At 43.3% G+C, this 17,236-nt stretch carries 14 protein-coding genes; 12 read left to right on the top strand and 2 right to left on the bottom strand.

The genetic code is table 11. The features are described 5' to 3' along the window. From prfB to HRT75_RS07065, 5 genes are all read left to right on the top strand, one after another. A partial coding sequence (prfB, locus tag HRT75_RS07085) for a peptide chain release factor 2 (RefSeq protein ID WP_291184429.1) occupies positions 1-887 on the top strand: 887 nt, incomplete at its 5' end. Between the two features lie 2 nt (positions 888-889). Continuing rightward, complete coding sequence (locus HRT75_RS07080) at positions 890-1,876, top strand: carbohydrate kinase family protein (RefSeq protein WP_291184426.1); 987 nt, start codon at positions 890-892, stop codon at positions 1,874-1,876. 12 nt (positions 1,877-1,888) lie between these two features. Next, positions 1,889-2,398, top strand: coding sequence for a hypothetical protein (locus HRT75_RS07075; RefSeq protein ID WP_291184423.1), 510 nt, complete (start codon positions 1,889-1,891; stop codon positions 2,396-2,398). Next, positions 2,379-2,738, top strand: a complete 360-nt coding sequence (arsC, locus tag HRT75_RS07070) for an arsenate reductase (glutaredoxin) (protein WP_291184420.1) — start codon at positions 2,379-2,381, stop codon at positions 2,736-2,738. Before HRT75_RS07075 ends, arsC begins: the two co-directional genes overlap by 20 nt. Positions 2,739-2,795: 57 nt before the next feature. Beyond that, on the top strand, positions 2,796-5,270 hold the full coding sequence (locus tag HRT75_RS07065; RefSeq protein ID WP_291184417.1) for a TonB-dependent receptor: 2,475 nt from the start codon (positions 2,796-2,798) through the stop codon (positions 5,268-5,270). A 59-nt stretch (positions 5,271-5,329) separates the two neighbouring features. On the opposite strand, the gene HRT75_RS07060 is transcribed toward HRT75_RS07065, so the two are convergent. Continuing rightward, complete coding sequence (locus HRT75_RS07060; protein ID WP_272832364.1) at positions 5,330-5,494, bottom strand: hypothetical protein; 165 nt, start codon at positions 5,492-5,494, stop codon at positions 5,330-5,332. A gap of 138 nt (positions 5,495-5,632) precedes the next feature. Here HRT75_RS07060 and fumC point away from each other — a divergent pair, with 138 nt between their 5' ends. Then, a complete protein-coding gene (gene fumC, locus HRT75_RS07055) occupies positions 5,633-7,024 on the top strand; it encodes a class II fumarate hydratase (RefSeq protein ID WP_291184414.1) in 1,392 nt (463 codons plus the stop codon). Between the two features lie 141 nt (positions 7,025-7,165). Then, the gene (locus HRT75_RS07050; RefSeq protein ID WP_291184411.1) at positions 7,166-8,539 is read left to right on the top strand and encodes a 7TM diverse intracellular signaling domain-containing protein; all 1,374 of its coding nucleotides are present in this window, start codon (positions 7,166-7,168) and stop codon (positions 8,537-8,539) included. A gap of 43 nt (positions 8,540-8,582) precedes the next feature. Here HRT75_RS07050 and ccsA read toward each other — a convergent pair whose 3' ends face one another. Further along, a complete protein-coding gene (gene ccsA, locus HRT75_RS07045; RefSeq protein ID WP_291184408.1) occupies positions 8,583-11,750 on the bottom strand; it encodes a cytochrome c biogenesis protein CcsA in 3,168 nt (1,055 codons plus the stop codon). A gap of 149 nt (positions 11,751-11,899) precedes the next feature. Between ccsA and HRT75_RS07040 the strand changes: the two genes are divergently transcribed. The 5 genes from HRT75_RS07040 to HRT75_RS07020 all read left to right on the top strand — a co-directional run bounded on the left by HRT75_RS07040 (position 11,900) and on the right by HRT75_RS07020 (position 17,230). Further along, positions 11,900-12,649: a Rossmann-like and DUF2520 domain-containing protein gene (locus HRT75_RS07040; RefSeq protein ID WP_291184405.1), complete on the top strand. Its 750-nt coding sequence runs from the start codon at positions 11,900-11,902 to the stop codon at positions 12,647-12,649. Continuing rightward, positions 12,646-13,143: an HAD family hydrolase gene (locus tag HRT75_RS07035; protein WP_291184401.1), complete on the top strand. Its 498-nt coding sequence runs from the start codon at positions 12,646-12,648 to the stop codon at positions 13,141-13,143. Before HRT75_RS07040 ends, HRT75_RS07035 begins: the two co-directional genes overlap by 4 nt. After that, the gene (locus tag HRT75_RS07030) at positions 13,134-14,048 is read left to right on the top strand and encodes a geranylgeranylglycerol-phosphate geranylgeranyltransferase (protein ID WP_291184398.1); all 915 of its coding nucleotides are present in this window, start codon (positions 13,134-13,136) and stop codon (positions 14,046-14,048) included. Before HRT75_RS07035 ends, HRT75_RS07030 begins: the two co-directional genes overlap by 10 nt. After that, positions 14,048-14,647, top strand: coding sequence for a Maf family protein (locus tag HRT75_RS07025; RefSeq protein WP_291184395.1), 600 nt, complete (start codon positions 14,048-14,050; stop codon positions 14,645-14,647). The genes HRT75_RS07030 and HRT75_RS07025 overlap by 1 nt, the downstream gene beginning before the upstream one ends. Before the next feature lie 78 nt (positions 14,648-14,725). Beyond that, positions 14,726-17,230, top strand: a complete 2,505-nt coding sequence (locus tag HRT75_RS07020; RefSeq protein WP_291184392.1) for a PIG-L family deacetylase — start codon at positions 14,726-14,728, stop codon at positions 17,228-17,230. Positions 17,231-17,236: the final 6 nt, after the last annotated feature.

The following is a 17,236-nucleotide window of genomic DNA, read 5'->3' as shown; positions in this document are numbered from 1 at the left end:
ATGATGCCGAAGATCTATTAGAATTCTACAAGGAAGACGAAGCCACCCAGGAGCAGGTAGATGCTGCTTTTACGAAAGCACAAGAAGCCATAGAGAGCCTCGAGTTTAGAAATATGATGAGCGATGAGGGCGATGATATGAGCGCAGTCTTGCAGATCACAGCAGGTGCCGGTGGTACAGAAAGTTGCGACTGGGCCCAAATGCTCATGCGCATGTATTTGATGTGGGCTGAGAAAAAAGGCTTTAAGGTCAAAGAGCTTAATTTTCAACCGGGTGATGTAGCTGGGATCAAAACAGTAACTTTAGAAATTGATGGAGAATATGGCTTTGGCTGGCTCAAAAGTGAAAATGGTGTACACCGATTGGTGCGCATCTCCCCTTTTGACAGTAACGCCAAGCGCCATACGAGCTTCGCTTCTGTCTATGTGTATCCATTGGCAGATGACAGTATAGAGATTGACATCAATCCTGCGGATATCAGTTGGGACTTTGCACGATCCAGCGGTGCGGGAGGTCAAAATGTGAACAAGGTTGAAACCAAGGCCATCTTGACCCACCACCCATCTGGAATTGTGATTCACAACAGTGAAACACGTTCTCAGCTGGAAAACAGAGAAAAGGCCATGCAAATGCTCAAGTCGCAGTTGTATGAGATTGAACTCAGAAAAAGACAGGCGGCCAGAGATCAGATTGAATCAGAAAAGAAGGCCATAGAATGGGGCTCACAGATCAGAAACTATGTGCTCCATCCTTATAAATTGATCAAAGACGTACGGACCAATTACGAAACTGGAAATACCGATGCCGTATTGGATGGCGCTTTGGACGAATTTTTAAAAGAATATTTAATGATGACCGGACAAGAAAAGCCGGCAGACGAACTATAGCTATGTATAAAATTGCAGTTTTAGGACCCATCCCTCGGGATCATATCGTTACTCACCACGGTGAGGTCATTCAAAAATATGGTGCAGCGACACATACCGCGATCGCCTTGTCACGACTGTTGGATGATCAAGGTTTTGTATATCCTGTAACCCATGTCCGTAAGTCAGATTATCAAGGTGTTTTGGATGTGTTAGCCCCTTACGCCAACATCAATCCAGACTACATCTCTGATGCGCAAGACCAAGGAGATGTGATCCAATTGCAATTTCTGGATCAGAACAATCGAAAGGAAAAACAAACGGCCTTTATGCCGCCAATAACTCCAGAGGATGTAGCGCCATTACTGGATTGTGATGTCTTTGTCTGTGTCCCCGTAACCGATTTTGAAGTACCATTAGAGACCTTGCAATACATTAAGAACAACAGTGATGCAACCATTGTCTTTGATGCTCATGGACCAACCACTGCCTTGACCCATCGCGGAGATCGTGTGACCAAGTTTTGGGTGGATCGCGATCGTTGGCTTCCTTATATTGATGTGTTAAAGATGAATTTGGAAGAGGCGAATTGCAGTTGGTTTAAAAACGAGTACGATTTGGGTGAGCTCGCTACACACGACGCCATGAGTGAATCTCAATTGCCAGAATTTGCAGCACATTGCCTCAGCCATGGCTTGAAATCGCTCTATGTTACCTTAGATGCCCGCGGTGTTATGGTTTATTCTCTCAAAGAAGGTAAGGTTCACGCAGAACACGTGGATCCCGTAATTGTTGATCACGTTGTTGATACTACCGGATGTGGAGATTCTTTTGCCGGTGGAATCGCTTTTGGGCTTTTAGAAGAAGATACGGCTTATGTAAAAGCGGCCCAATACGGAAACGCTATGGGTGCGCAACGTACACAAGGCAAGACCTTTGATGTGTTCCGTTCTTTGGCAGAAACTGATGCCATGATCGTTGCAGGTCACATCTCAGGCAAGTCGCAATAAGACTAAATTTATATGGGTCTTAAACCACAACCTTTATCGCAAATAAAGAAGGAGTTGCAGCTTCAAGACCGGGAAGCCTTGATCAAGTTGTGTTTGGAACTTGGTCGTTTCAAGCGTGACAATAAGGAAATGCTCAGTTATCTGCTCTTTGACGCTCAAGATGAAGAGCAATACATCTCGGCCTTGCAAGCCGATATGGATGCCAGTTTTGAAAGCATCAATACCCAATCACATTATTATATAAAAAAGAGCGTGCGCAAGATCCTTAGAGAACTCCGACGTTTTATTCGCTATTCCAACAAGGACGAGACGGCTGTTGAACTCTTAATGCATTTTTGCTATGGTTTAACTGAAATCAGACCGTCCGTCTTTGAAAATAAGGTGTTGACTAATATCTTCTGGAGACAGATCAATCAGATCGAACAAAAAATTGGAAAGCTGCATGAAGACTTGCAACACGATTATACCTTAGAACTTGAAGCCTTAATCAAACCCTATATCCATGATCACCATATATCATAACCCGCGTTGTAGAAAATCAAGAGAAGCCCTACAATTGCTGGAATCTAGTGGCATCGCACATGAAATACGCTTGTATTTGACCGATACACTTACTACGGATGAACTGAAGGCTCTTTTAATCAAATTGGATATTCCTGCCCAGGAGTTGATCCGTAAAGGAGAAGCCGTATGGAAATCCGAATACAAAGGCAAGGACCTATCTGAAGCGGATTTGGTAAAAGCGATGATAGCAGAACCTAAGCTGATTGAGCGTCCTATTTTAAGTACATCGGAGGCAGCAGTCGTTGGAAGACCCATAGAAGCTGCCCAAGCTTTTTTGCAAAACCTTAAACAAGATTAACATAACCTTAGGGAAGCTGCCGCATATATAGGTCTAACTTCGCACTAAAATTACCTAATGCAGCTAAAAGCACTAACCACGCTTACCCTTATTCTGTTTGTAATCCCCTTCACTTTTGGACAAGCCAATGCAAGAAATTACATCGTAAAAGGTTCTATTGTTGATGAGCAAACCGGGCAACCGCTTGAATTTGCAACAGTATCCTTTTTTAATACCGCCAATGATCTGGTCGCTGGGGGAATTACAGAAATTGATGGGAAATACTCCATTTCTGTACCTGAAGGCGTTTACACCGTACAGTACGATTATATTTCTTACAAGACGGTACGTAAAGAAAATGTTTTAGTCAATAAAAAAACAGAACTTCCTCCTGTACGAATGGCCTTAGATGCTGCCAGTCTTGAAGAAGTGGTGGTAACGGCAGAGACCACAGAAGTTGTGGTGCGTTTGGATAAGAAGATCTACAATATTGGAAAAGACCTTACCACCAGTGGTGCCACGGTAAGTGATGCACTGAATAATGTGCCTTCTGTAACAGTAGATGTGGACGGAGCTATCAACCTGCGTGGGAATGGCAACGTGCAGATCCTAATCAACGGACGCCCAAGTGCGCTTGCAGGCTTTGGTAACACTGATGCTTTGCGTCAATTACCTGCGGAGACCATTGAGCGTGTTGAGGTGATCACCTCCCCTTCTGCACGTTATGATGCCGAAGGATCTGCAGGGATCATTAATATTGTGCTTAAAAAGGATAAGAACTTAGGATTTAACGGATCCATTATTTCTAACGTAGGTTTCCCTTGGGGAGCAAGTCTTACCGGTAACATCAATTACCGTCAAAAGAAATTCAACATTTTCAATACTACGTCAGTACGTTACCAAGAATCGCCTGGAAATGGTTTTTTTAGAAACGACTTTAATATTGACGGCATTGAAAACCCTACCGTAATTGAAGATCGCGACATTGATCGCATCCGTAGAGGAATTACCACCAACCTCGGGATTACTTATAACTTAACGGATCGTTCAACCATTACTGCCTCTGGTTTTTACCGCACCGGTAATGACGATGACAGAACCGGAAACTTTACGGATGAATTTGACACCTCCAATGCTCTGGCAGAGCAGACCGTTCGTATTGAAAATGAAAATGAGGTGGGCGATAGCTACCAAGCAGCTTTGAACTATACCAACAACTTCAATGATGAAGGCCATAACCTAGCTATTGATCTGCAATACGACACCCGTAATGAAGAAGAGTCCAACTTCATTGAGGAGCGTGCTGCTTTTCCAGTGGCTGAGACCTTGCCTGCGGAAGACATCACTACGGATGAATCTCGTGACAACTATTTGATCCAAGCGGATTATGTATTGCCTATTGGTGAGAATGCACAGTTTGAAGCTGGGTACCGTGGTCAGTTTAGAGAAACAGTTACTGATTTTCAAGTTTTAGAAGAAGTAGGCACTAGTGGAGTTTTTGAGCGTAACGGAAACCTTTCTAACGTATTTACCTTCCAACAAGATGTCAATGCTATCTACACACAATACGGAAATAAGTTCGGGAAGTTCTCTTTCCTTTTAGGATTGCGCTATGAATCTACGCGTCAGCAAGGAGCTGTATCAGACTTTGACCCAACCGTTGGTGATGATTTTGATGTGGATTTTGATGAGACCTTTGATGGGCTCTTCCCTACAGTAAACCTGATTTATGAATTGGGTGAAAGTGAGAACATCACCTTTGGATATAACAGAAGAATCAATAGACCACGTGGATTCTTTGTAAACCCCTTCCCTTCTCGTTCCAGTGAGGCCAATATTTTTCAAGGGAACCCAGGTTTGAATCCTGCCTTTGCCTCTGCTTTTGATCTTGGGTATTTGAAACGTTGGGAAAAACTGACTTTGACTAGTTCTGTATACTATCAATATGAAACCGATGCTTTTCAGTTCATCAGAGAAAATACAGGCGATGTGACTCCAAACGGTGTACCGGTTGTACGTACCATTCCTATCAACTTAGCAACCAATGAGCGCTTTGGTGCAGAAGCAGGTGTGCTTTACAACCCAACCAAATGGCTGCGTTTCAACGGTAGTTTTAACTTCTTCCGATTTGTGACAGAAGGTGGCTTTAACGGTACAGACTTTAGTGCGGACAACACCAGCTGGTTTGCGCGCTTTTCTTCCAAAGTTACTTTACCTGCAAAGATCGATTGGCAGACCAATGCCTTTTATCGTGGACCGCGTGAAGATGCTCAGACGAAGAATAAAGGCATCTTATCAATTGACTTGGCGTTCGCAAAAGACCTTTTCAATGACAACGCAACACTAGGATTTAACGTACGCGACCTGTTCAACAGCCGCAAGCGTATTAGTGAAACCAATACCCCAACCTTTACCCAAGAAGGTGAATTTCAATGGAGAGAAAGACAATTCACCATGTCATTCACCTATAGATTCAATCAACAGAAAAGACGCCAACAGCGCGGCAGACAAGGTGGCGGAGATGACGACTTTGAATTCCAAGGACGTCCATAGGGCATAAAAAAAGAGCGGTCAAATGACCGCTCTTTTCTTTTTATCTATAAATGAATGCTTTATTGCTGCGCTTTTTTAGCGTCGCGCTTCATTTTCATTTTCTCCATTAATGCTCCTCCAATCCAGTAAGGAATAATGCTGATCAAAAAGATCATCAACCAAAAACCGATGGTCAAGATGGTTAAGAATGCTAAAAATCCTAAGTATTGGTCAAATTCGAACATGGGTAACTATTTTTTAGTATGCTGCAAAGATAAATGAAAATCTAAAAAATTATTAGCCTGTGATAAAAAAAATTATCCCTCCCTCAAGCTGCACTTTTGCGGCTCAATATTTACCTTTGCAAGGATAAAATTACAACCATGGATTACCGCATAGAGAAAGACACTTTAGGAGAAGTTAAAGTACCTGCAGACAAACTTTGGGGTGCACAAACAGAGCGCTCTAGAAACAACTTTAAAATTGGAAGACCTGCTTCCATGCCTTTGGAGATTGTTTACGGCTTCGCTTATTTAAAGAAAGCTGCTGCTTACACTAACTGTGAACTGGGTGTTTTAGCTGTGGAAAAGCGCGATTTGATCGGTGCTGTTTGCGACGAAATTCTAGAAGGAATGCACGATGATCAGTTCCCACTGGTTATTTGGCAGACCGGTAGCGGTACCCAAAGTAATATGAATGTCAATGAAGTGATCGCCAACCGTGCGCATCAATTGGCAGGAAAAACCATTGGTGAAGGTGAGAAAACCTTGCAACCCAATGATGATGTAAATAAATCTCAATCCTCTAACGACACCTTTCCTACTGGAATGCACATTGCTGCCTATAAAAAGGTGGTGGAAACTACAATTCCCGGCGTAGAGCAATTGCGCGATACATTACGTGATAAATCCGAAGCCTTTAAAGACGTAGTTAAAATTGGTAGAACCCACTTAATGGATGCTACTCCGCTTACCCTTGGACAGGAGTTTAGCGGTTATGTTTCGCAACTAGACCATGGAATTGCAGCCTTGAAGAACACTCTAGATCATTTGAGTGAACTGGCTTTGGGAGGAACTGCCGTAGGTACAGGGATCAATACACCAAAAGGTTATGCAAAACGCGTAGCGGAATATATTGCAGAATTCACTCAGCTTCCTTTGGTGAGTGCTCAAAATAAATTTGAGGCGCTTGCCGCTCATGATGCTGTAGTGGAGACCCACGGGGCTTTAAAACAGTTGGCGGTGTCTTTAAATAAGATCGCAAATGATATCCGATTGTTGGCCAGTGGACCGCGTTCCGGTATTGGAGAGATCACCATTCCAGCTAATGAGCCGGGATCCTCTATCATGCCTGGAAAAGTAAATCCTACTCAATGTGAAGCTTTGACCATGGTCTGTGCACAAGTAATGGGTAATGATGTGGCCATTGCTGTTGGCGGGATGCAGGGACATTACGAGCTTAATGTTTTTAAACCCGTTATGGCAGCTAACATACTGGAGTCTGCTCAGTTGATCGGAGATGCATGTGTTTCCTTTGACTTGAATTGTGCGCGTGGCATTGAGCCCAACCGTCAGGTAATTGATAAGATGCTCAACAATTCCTTAATGCTTGTAACGGCTCTTAATACTAAGATCGGATACTACAAAGCTGCGGAGATTGCAGGAGCTGCTCACGCCAACGGAACTACTTTAAAAGAAGAAGCCGTCCGATTGGGCTACCTCACAGCAGATGAATTTGATGCTTGGGTACGTCCAGAAGACATGGTTGGACACTAACATGTAGGATTATTAAAACCATTTGTAGGAAAATACATCCTTTTACACTTTTTTTGACATTTTTTATCGATTAAGTGCATAATTTTATCGGTCAACGAAGGATTTTTATATCTTTCGAGTCCCAAATTGATTGATATACTTATGTACAGGAGCTTTATTTTAGGCCTCCTGCTTTGCCTGACCTTCAATGCCCTTGGTCAACAGCAGGTGCGCTATATGCAGGATTCTCCAGAGAAGCTAGACTTTAAGTCTGCCTCCGTTGCCGACTATTCCCCATACGGCTTAGAGAACTTTGGATTGAACAATGGAACGTATTGGTTTAAGATCTTCGGATCCAACACCCACAATCAGGTATTGACCCTTCCAAGTCCCCATGTTTATGATGCAACGCTTTACAACAGCCGCGGATTGAACATTGGTCAAGAAGGATTTACGCGCTTCACAACCTATAAATTAAGTGAAGCTACCAACTATCCCCTATTCTTAAAAGTGAAGTTGCATCAGGAAGCACAAGTTCCTATGGAACTTACTTCTGAAGCTGTGTACGACGCAGAAACCCAAAAGACCCTATTCCAATTAGGATTGTACTACGGTTTTGCGATCATGGTAGTTTTGATCAACCTGATGTGTTTTGTCCTTTTTGATGAAAAAGTATTCCTAAAGTACGCCGGATTTTTGGTTACCGTTGGTTTGGCTTATGCCTTTACTGACGGGCTATTCAACCTATTTGGAATCACCGGAAACTTTATCAACTTATATTTAGAGCCTATCCTTCAATTGAGCGTTGGACTCATGGGTGCGGCTTTTGCTTGCCAGTTTTTACGCAGTTCTCAGCATTTCCCAAAACTCAAATTGTTCACAATGGCCCTGCTTGGTATTGCTGGACTCTCCTTTGGATTGTATTGGGGCTTTGGCGAATACAGTTACGCTACCGTGGGTCAAATCATGCTTTTTGCAGTAGCACTTACCTATTTAGTAACCGGAATTCGCTTGTGGAACGCAGGATTATATGCCCGAATCTTTGTGGTTTCCTACAGCTTACTTTTCCTAATGGCGACGGATTTCTACCTGTTGAAATCTTTTGGTTTGAACTTCCTAAACATTCAGGCGGTACACCTTAAGATCGGTAGTGTCTTTGAAATGTTGGTTTTAAGCTATGCCATTATGTACAGAATGCGCTCGATCAAAGAAGAGAAAGAACTCATGAGCACAGAGATGCGCATTTACTTAAAGCGTATTGAATCGTTATCACGCGGTATTGCCTTGGTGGATTCAGAAGAAGAGGCCTACTTAGAGAACCTAATTGATCATTACGATCTTGATGCTACAGAAACCCGCCTGCTACAATATGTATCAGAAGGAAAAGAGAATCATAAGATCGCAAGAATACTAAACCTTAGCGAACGTGAAGTCGAGCGCCTGACTCTCACCTTGTATCGCAAACTTGAAATTGCTGAACAGATCCAAGACGATTATCGCATGTTGGATCAGCAACCAGACTATATCTATAACTAGATGGCTAACTTAGCTAAGTACAAGGCCTGTGCGTTTTAAAACGTCAGGCCTTTACTTTTTTGTAGTGTTTCTTGTATTGGATCCAAGCGGCTGTACTGAGGATCGCGATAAAACCTAGCGTGTAGTAAACAAATCCTGGAGTGATCGGTTTGTCTCCGCTGGCGTAAGAGTGTAATCCTGTCAAATAGAAGTTCACACCAAAATAAGTCATCATAATAGACGCATAAGCGATCACAGCGGCAAAATTGAAGGTCCAGCGTCCTCGAAGACCCGGAACCAATCGCATGTGAATGACAAAGGCGTAGATCATAATACTGATCAGTGCCCAGGTCTCTTTAGGGTCCCATCCCCAATAACGTCCCCAACTCTCATTGGCCCATTGTCCGCCAAGGAAGTTACCAATGGTCAACATCACCAAACCAACCGTTAAGGCCAATTCCGTAATGATGGTGATCTCTTCAATATTGAGCTTCATGCGCTCTTTATTCTTCTTGGTGGTGAGTACCATCAGCAATAAGGCTGCTATTCCTAATATCATACCGAGGGTAAAGGGTCCATAACTCGCTACGATCACCGCCACGTGTATCATCAACCAATAAGAATCCAGAACTGGCTGCAAATTAGCAATGGAAGGATCTAACCAATTCTCATGAGCCACCCACAAGATAATGGATGCCACAAAGGCTGTAGAAGCTACGGTAAGTACAGATTTTCTACCAAAAGCCAATCCGAAGAACACCGTTGCCCAAGCCACATAGATCACGGACTCATAGGCATCACTCCACGGCGCGTGTCCACTGATATACCAGCGCGCAGCCAAACCTAAGGTCATCAGTACAAAGAAGGCCCAAATTATGACGCGGCATACGTTGATAGCTCCTTTTAAAAATTTCTTGTCGTTAAAGATCTGCCAGATAATCATCAAGAACATCACCAAACCGATCATGGCAAAATACTTGTACAAACGGTTAAAAATATCAGCACGATTATAGGTGATCTCTGCATCGATCTTCTGATCTGATGGATAGACCTCACTCCCGTTGTTCTTTTGGTAAACGGTGATGGCATCCAAGAGTTTATCGGCATTCTCGTAATTCCCATCAGAGCGAGCGTCACGAAGGGTTTGCAGGTATACCGGCAAGAGCTGTCCTTTGATGGAATCGTCCTTGGTCTGCATACGCGTACGAATTGCCAAAGTGGATTCCCAGGTATTATTGAGGTCGCCTGGAACTGGGAAAATCTTTAATATACTTCCGGTCAGCGCCTGATTTAAAAGATAAACGTGTTCGTATACCTTGATGAAATCCTTTTCAAACTTGTTGGGGTTGTTCTTTCTGGTAGCCTCTGTCAAGTACGGATCCAATTTGTTGTTTCCTTGCTCGTCTACAATGTCTAGAAGCGAAATGGCCTTGACGTCTTTAGGAACTCCGATGATCTTACGAATACTGTCGTTTCCTCTCGGCAAATAAATAATGGGTACATCGATCCACAATTGCGGATGTTGACTCATGGACAAGAAAACCTGATCTGCCGTTAGTCCAGCGTAAGTATCGCTGCGGCTGATCTTCCTTAGTAATTCTGATGAGAAGGTATTGATGGGCTTCATTCGGCCGTTGTCCTGAATGATCAGACGTCCAAATTTGCCTGCATGTTCCTTATCTACAGCCATATCCACGATCTGAGCTTCAATAACTTCTGTAGATAAACCTGAATTATGCGAATCCTGTGCAAAACCGGCTGTCCCAATCATAGCAGCGATCATCAATGCCGCCTTTTTTGTCTTGACCTTTTCTAGCATTTGCTTGAGTTTTCCGAAGCGAGTTCTTCGATCAAAAAGGATCATCATCAATCCTAAATACAACAAGAAATAACCGATGTAAGTGATCCAGGTTCCCCAAAAATCGTGATTGACACTCAAAATGGTACCCTTTTCATCGGCATCAAATGACGCTTGGAAGAAACGGTAACCGCCTTGATCCAAAACGTGGTTCATATAAATGTCGTAATCAAAAGATTCGCCAGATTCTGGATTGACCGTGAGTTTGCTTTTAAAAGCGCTATAGGCAGATTCGGTTCCTGGATATTTATCCGCAATAAAGTCGTTTAGAGTCAAGCTAAAGGGCAACTCCAGTTCTTTGGCACCATAGCTGGAATAGATCTCCAAACCGCCAACGGTTGTCAGTTCCACGTCCGGCACGTTCCCTTGTCCACCAATCAAAGTCAGTGGCTTGGTCTCACCTCCAGAAGTTACTTCTAAAAACAGTGCATCTACCTGGCTTTGCTCTTCTTTTGGCGCTTTTACGATACCGTATTTTCCTTGCGTCAAACCTTCTGGGAATACAAACTGATTCCCCGCAATTTGGTAAAGGGATCTGAGTTGCAGCTGCTGCACGCTATCGGCTACTACAGCACCTTGCTGCTGATCTGCCATTCTAAGGTAGGTTCCTTCCAAGGGGGTTGAGATCTCAAAGCCTTCTTCTTCACTGTAAAAAATGTTGATCGCCCCGTTGGTGGGTTGATTAAACGCAAACGCCAAAGAATGGACTTGAGTGACCGTTCCGTCTTCTAACCAGTGTTCGTGGCGGTTTCCGTCATTGGCCTCCACCAATTTTAAGTATTGCGCTCCTTCATCACCAGGAATAAGATCTTCCTTAGCACCAGAGATATAGTCTAAAAACTTAAAACTAACCTCTTGCCCGTTATAATCGGTACTGAGGATCTCGTCTCCGCGGTATTTGTCTGCAAGTCTTTCTGAAAAATTAACCTGACGCGGTTTGAGGTTTCGGCGCTGCTTCATTCCATCAACAATAGAATCACCATCTATAAAGACCTTTAAAAAGACCTCTGCACTGAGCATGGTATTCTCCGTCTCGCCCTCACGAATTCGCATTACACCTTCGTAACCGATGTAGCGCGTAACAAAGGCACCAAATAAGATCAGAATGAAGGAAAGGTGCAACAAAAGCGTTGCCCAATTTTCACGCTTGTCAAGTCTATAGCGCTTGATGTTCCCGATAAAATTAATCATGAACAAGGCCATAATAGCTTCAAACCACCAGGCTTTGTAGATGTAATGATTGGTAAAAGGTGTGGGCGATGTGGTCTGTGAGGCGTCTAAGAAAGTACCTACTGCCATGGCTGCGGCAAAAACGATAAAGAGTACCGCGGTTAATCGCGTTGAAAAGAGGATAGAGAGCAGCTTGTTTTGCATTCCGCAATTTTGATGCAAATTTACGAAACAAGCGTCAAAAAATTAAGCTCAAAACTGGGGAATTCCTAAGAACTTTTTATTGAAAAATTGACACCGCCTATTTTGTTTAAACTCCTGCCTGCCGACAAAATTTCATTACCTTCGTTTTTATGATAAAACTGGCTCTTGTAGGCAGCGGAAACCTCGCCCATCATTTTTATGAATCTATACTTCCCTTGGAAGAGATTCAATTGGTCGGTGTTCTGAGTAGAAATGCGGAAACCTTGGCGTCATTTGACGCGGTTCTCACGACAACAGATCCGCTAGCCTTACCGGCTGCAGATCTCACCATAATAGCTGTGAGTGACGATTCCATTTCCAAAGTCTCCCAGAAATTGGAGCAAAAACACGGTCTTTTGGCCCATACTTCTGGGGCTCAAACTTTAAACGCAATTGCCGGTCAAAGACGCGGCGTTTGTTATCCGCTACAAACATTCAGCAAATCCAGAGCGGTAGATTTTAGTACTATCCCCTTTTGCTTGGAAGCCGAAACAGAAAAAGACTATGAACTTCTCGAGTACTTTTGTAGCTTGTTGACCCAACGCGTGGTCCGCATGAACAGCGACGATAGAAAGCATCTACACTTAGCGGCCGTTTATGTGAACAATTTTGTGAACCAGTTGTATCAACGTGCTTATGAAATTCTAGACGGTCGTGATTTACCCTTCGACCTCTTGCACCCACTTATTCTAGAAACAGCAAATAAGGTCATGGACAACCGTCCATCCGACGTTCAAACTGGTCCTGCAAAACGCGGAGATCAAGGCATCATGGAAGCGCATTTAGAGATTCAATCAGAAGCCAATCAAAAAATATACACCCTATTAACCCAAGCCATTCAAAACTCCCAGAATACATGAGTTATAAAACCAAACTAGCACAGATTACCACCTTTATTTTTGACGTGGACGGCGTTCTTACTGACGGGAAGGTCTTAGTGACCAGTAGTGGTGAATTGCTTAGAAGCATGAACATCAAAGACGGATTTGCCCTTAAATATGCGGTAGACATGGGCTTTAATGTTGCGATCATCTCCGGAGGTACCAATGAAGGCGTACGCACCCGCTTAGAAGGATTGGGGATCAAACAGGTATACCTGGGAGCGCATCAAAAAGCACAATTTTTAGAGGCTTATTGTCAGGAACATCAGGTTAGTCCAGAAGAGATCGCCTATATGGGTGATGATATCCCAGATATCCCAGTCCTTAGAGCCGTAGGCTTGGCTACCTGCCCGCAAGATGCGGTCCCAGAAGTAAAGGCTGCTTCAGAATATATTTCGCATAAACGCGGTGGAGAAGGCTGCGCTAGAGATTTGATCGAGCAGGTCTTAAAAGTACATACAAAATGGGTGTAGGTACAATTCTACAACTGATCCGCTGGAAGAACCTCTTGATCATCATTGCAACCCAAGCGGTGATCAAATGGGCATTTTTTCCAAGCTTTGGTGTTAGCGAAGCACTGAGTACGACCAACTTTATTATTTTGATTCTGGCTACCACTTTGATCGCAGCTGGAGGTTATGTTATCAATGATATTGAAGATCGCGGCATTGACAAGATCAATAGACCAGACAGGGTCCTGATTGGATCTAAGATTTCTGAAAAGTGGGCTTTTAATTTTTATGTCGCTTTAAACGTTCTTGGTGTTGCCATTGGATTTTGGATCGCTTATGCCATAGACAAAGCAAATTTTGCAGCGCTTTTTGTGCTGGTTTCTGTTTTGCTTTATTTCTATGCAACCGCTCTAAAAAAAGTGCTGCTAGCAGGGAACTTTTTGGTTGGACTACTTACTGCTTTCGTGGTTTTGATTGTTGGGGTTTTTGATCTAGCGCCTGTAGCCCACCCTGCAAATCAAGACTTGCAATTACAAGTCATGGGATTGCTTCTGCATTATGCTGTATTTGCTTTTGTGCTGAATTTTATTCGAGAGATTGTCAAAGACATCATTGATATTAATGGTGATAAAAACTTTGGAGTAAACTCCTTACCCATTGCTCTTGGAAGGGAACGCAGCAATATGGTGGTTTTTGCCTTAGGGGTCTTCACCCTAACCGCAGTGCTGTATTACGGCTATTCTAACTTTTTGTATTCTGAGCTGATGCTGGCTTATTTCTTTATCGCCTTAGGCGCACCGCTCCTTTTATTCTGTATAAAAAGTTGGTCCGCCAGCTCAAGAGAAGACTATGGCTTCTTATCTATACTGTTGAAGATAATTATGGTCCTTGGACTAATTTCACTTTTGATATACCCCTATAAATAATGTTGTTAGAAGATCGATTAAAGGATTACAGACTTATACTGTCCTCTGCTTCACCACGCAGGCAGAACTTCTTTAAAGGAATGGGGTTTGATTTTGTCTTGGACATTAGACCGGTGAATGAGGTCTATTCAGACTCCCTTAAAGAAGAAGAGATCACCAACTATTTGGCAAAATTGAAGGCAACTCCGTTTGATGATCTAAAGAAGAAAGACATCTTGGTCACCAGTGATACCATTGTCTGGTTTCAAGGCAAACCCTTAGAAAAAGCTGCGGATCGAGATGAGGCCATTGCCATGCTCAGCGCTTTGTCTGGAAACTATCATGAAGTGATTACCTCAATTTGTATTACCACAACCACGCAGCAGTTGGTCATGCATGATAAGGTAAAGGTCTGGTTTGATACACTGAGTCAAGAGCAAATCGCTTATTATATCGATACACACAAACCCTATGATAAAGCGGGAAGCTATGGAATTCAGGAATGGCTGGGTTATGTTGCCGTTCCGCGAATAGAGGGCTCCTTCTTTACTGTTATGGGCTTGCCCACACATTTAGTTTACAAAGGCTTGAGTGAAATCGTACAGGGTAAATCCGATTAAATGTTAAAGAAGCATTAACAGCCTGAAGCAGGGGGTTGAATTTGGCTATATTTGAGCAAACCATTCCAATTACCACCCATGCGTTTAAAAGGCTTTTTATTGCTCCTCGCCCTTGGGCTTCCCCTATTCGGCTGGGGCCAAAAACCAGAAAAACCAACCTCCTCAAAAATATATGAAGACCTCAGAAAACTGAGCTTCTTTGGAACAGCGCTCTACGTAGCTGCCCATCCTGATGATGAGAACACCAGAATGATTTCCTATTTGGCCAACGATGTCAAAGCCAGAACGGCATATTTGGCAATAACTCGTGGCGGTGGTGGACAGAACTTACTCGGGCCAGAAATCCGCGAATTGCTTGGAGTAATTCGCACCTACGAACTTCTTGGAGCTCGCGCGGCTGATGGCGGCAGTCAATTTTTTACGCGAGCCGTAGATTTTGGTTTTTCAAAGCATCCTGATGAGACCTTGCAAATCTGGGATAAAGATGATGTTCTTAGAGATGTAGTAATGAACATACGTCGCTACAAACCGGATATCATCATCAACAGATTTAACCACAGAACTCCAGGGACGACACATGGACATCACACAGCATCTGCTATGTTAAGTGTTGAAGCTTTTGATATGGCTGGAGATCCTACAGTTTTCCCAGAGTCTGCAGAAAAATATGGTGTCTGGCAACCCAAACGACTTTTATTCAACACCAGTTGGTGGTTTTACGGTAGCCGTGAGAACTTTGAAAAAGCCGATAAGACCAATCTATTCGCCGTAGAAACTGGCAATTACTTCCCAGCTACTGGACTTTCTAATGGAGAGATCGCGGCTTTAAGCAGAAGCATGCACAAAACTCAAGGATTTGGTAGCACGGGTAGTCGAGGCAATCAAACCGAATGGTTGGAATTTATTAAAGGAGATTTTCCAGAAAATAAAGAGAATTTATTCGACGGTGTTGACACAACTTGGTCGCGAATCTCCGGAGGAGAAGCTGTTGGTGCTATCATTAAAGAAGTTACTGAAAACTTCGACTTTTTAAACCCAGCAGCCAATGTTCCAAAGCTTTTGGAGGCCTACCAATTGCTTCAAAAATCCCCGGATTCCTATTGGAAAACTATCAAACTAGAGGCACTTCAAAAAATAATACTGGACTGCAGTGGTATCTTTTTAGAAGCGCGATCCAATCAGCAAATGGTAACTTTTGAAAGTAACCCAATTGTCTCTGTTGAAGCGATAAACAGATCAGACCTGAACGTAAAATTAAACAGCGTATCTGCTACAGAGTTTAAATTTCCAGATATGTTCGCTGCGGTCACTTTAGCACCCAATGAAGGCTATAACACAGAAAGCTTGAATGGATCTTTTAACCCTGTGCGCCAATACACAGCCCCATATTGGTTGAGTGAACAAGGCAGTTTAGGGATGTACAAAGTGAAACAGGAAGACTTGATTGGCCTTCCGGAAGCACCTAAAAGATTCCCTGTTAATTTCAGCATTAGCATCAATGGTGTTCATATGATGGTTACCAAAAATGTGATCCACAAGTATAACGACCCAGTTGCTGGAGAAGTTTACCAACCCTTTGATGTGGTCCCTGCGGTCACCACAGCTATTGAGGAGAAGGTTATTGTATTTCCTAGCGCCCAATCCCAGACTATTCCTGTTTTGGTGACGGCAGGAGAAAACAATCTTGAAGGTACATTACGCCTCAAAGTTCCTCAAGGATGGACCGCGTCTCCAAGCAGTGTCGATTTCAAATTGATGGATCAGGGAGAATCTCTGAGAATTAATATTGAAGTTACTCCGCCTTCCGATCAAAGCGAGGGATATATTACCCCAGAGGTTTCTGTAGGTGACCAAGTTTACACTAAAGAATTAATACAGATCGATTACCCACATATTCCGTTTCTCAATGTTTTAGTGCCTTCAAAAGCAAAAGTGGCTCGTATTTCCATAGAGAAACGCGGAGAGCGCATTGCCTATGTCAATGGCGCTGGTGATGCCATTCCAGAGAGTCTCAAACAAATTGGGTATGAGGTGACTACCTTATCTCCGCAAGAACTCACCGCAGAAAACTTGGCATCCTATGACGCTTTGGTCTTTGGAATTCGCGCATACAATACGGTTGCTGAATTGGAGTTCAAAAAAGAGGTAGTTGCCAACTATGTTGAGCAAGGTGGAAATGTAATCGTTCAATACAATACTAGCCATAGGCTGGTCACTGCCGATTTTGCTCCTTACCCAATTCAACTCAGTCGAGAGCGCGTTACCGATGAGTATGCACCTGTGACTTTACTCAAACCAAATCATCCGGCGCTTAACAGTCCTAATAAAATTTCGGCAGCAGACTTTGAAGGCTGGGTACAAGAACGCGGCCTGTATTTTCCGAGCAGTTGGGATTCCAATTACGAAGCCCTTCTTGAAATGAAGGATGAGCAAGCCAATAGTCCTTCTCAAGGGAGTCTGTTAGTAGCTAAGCACGGAAAGGGCCATTACGTTTACACCGGGCTGAGTTTCTTTAGAGAGCTCCCGGCAGGAGTTCCAGGAGCTTATAGATTGTTTGCTAATCTCTTATCGATCGGGAAATAATGAAGA

This window comes from Gilvibacter sp., from assembly GCF_013214815.1.
GTDB lineage: Bacteria > Bacteroidota > Bacteroidia > Flavobacteriales > Flavobacteriaceae > Gilvibacter.
This window is presented reverse-complemented; position numbering and strand designations above follow the sequence as displayed.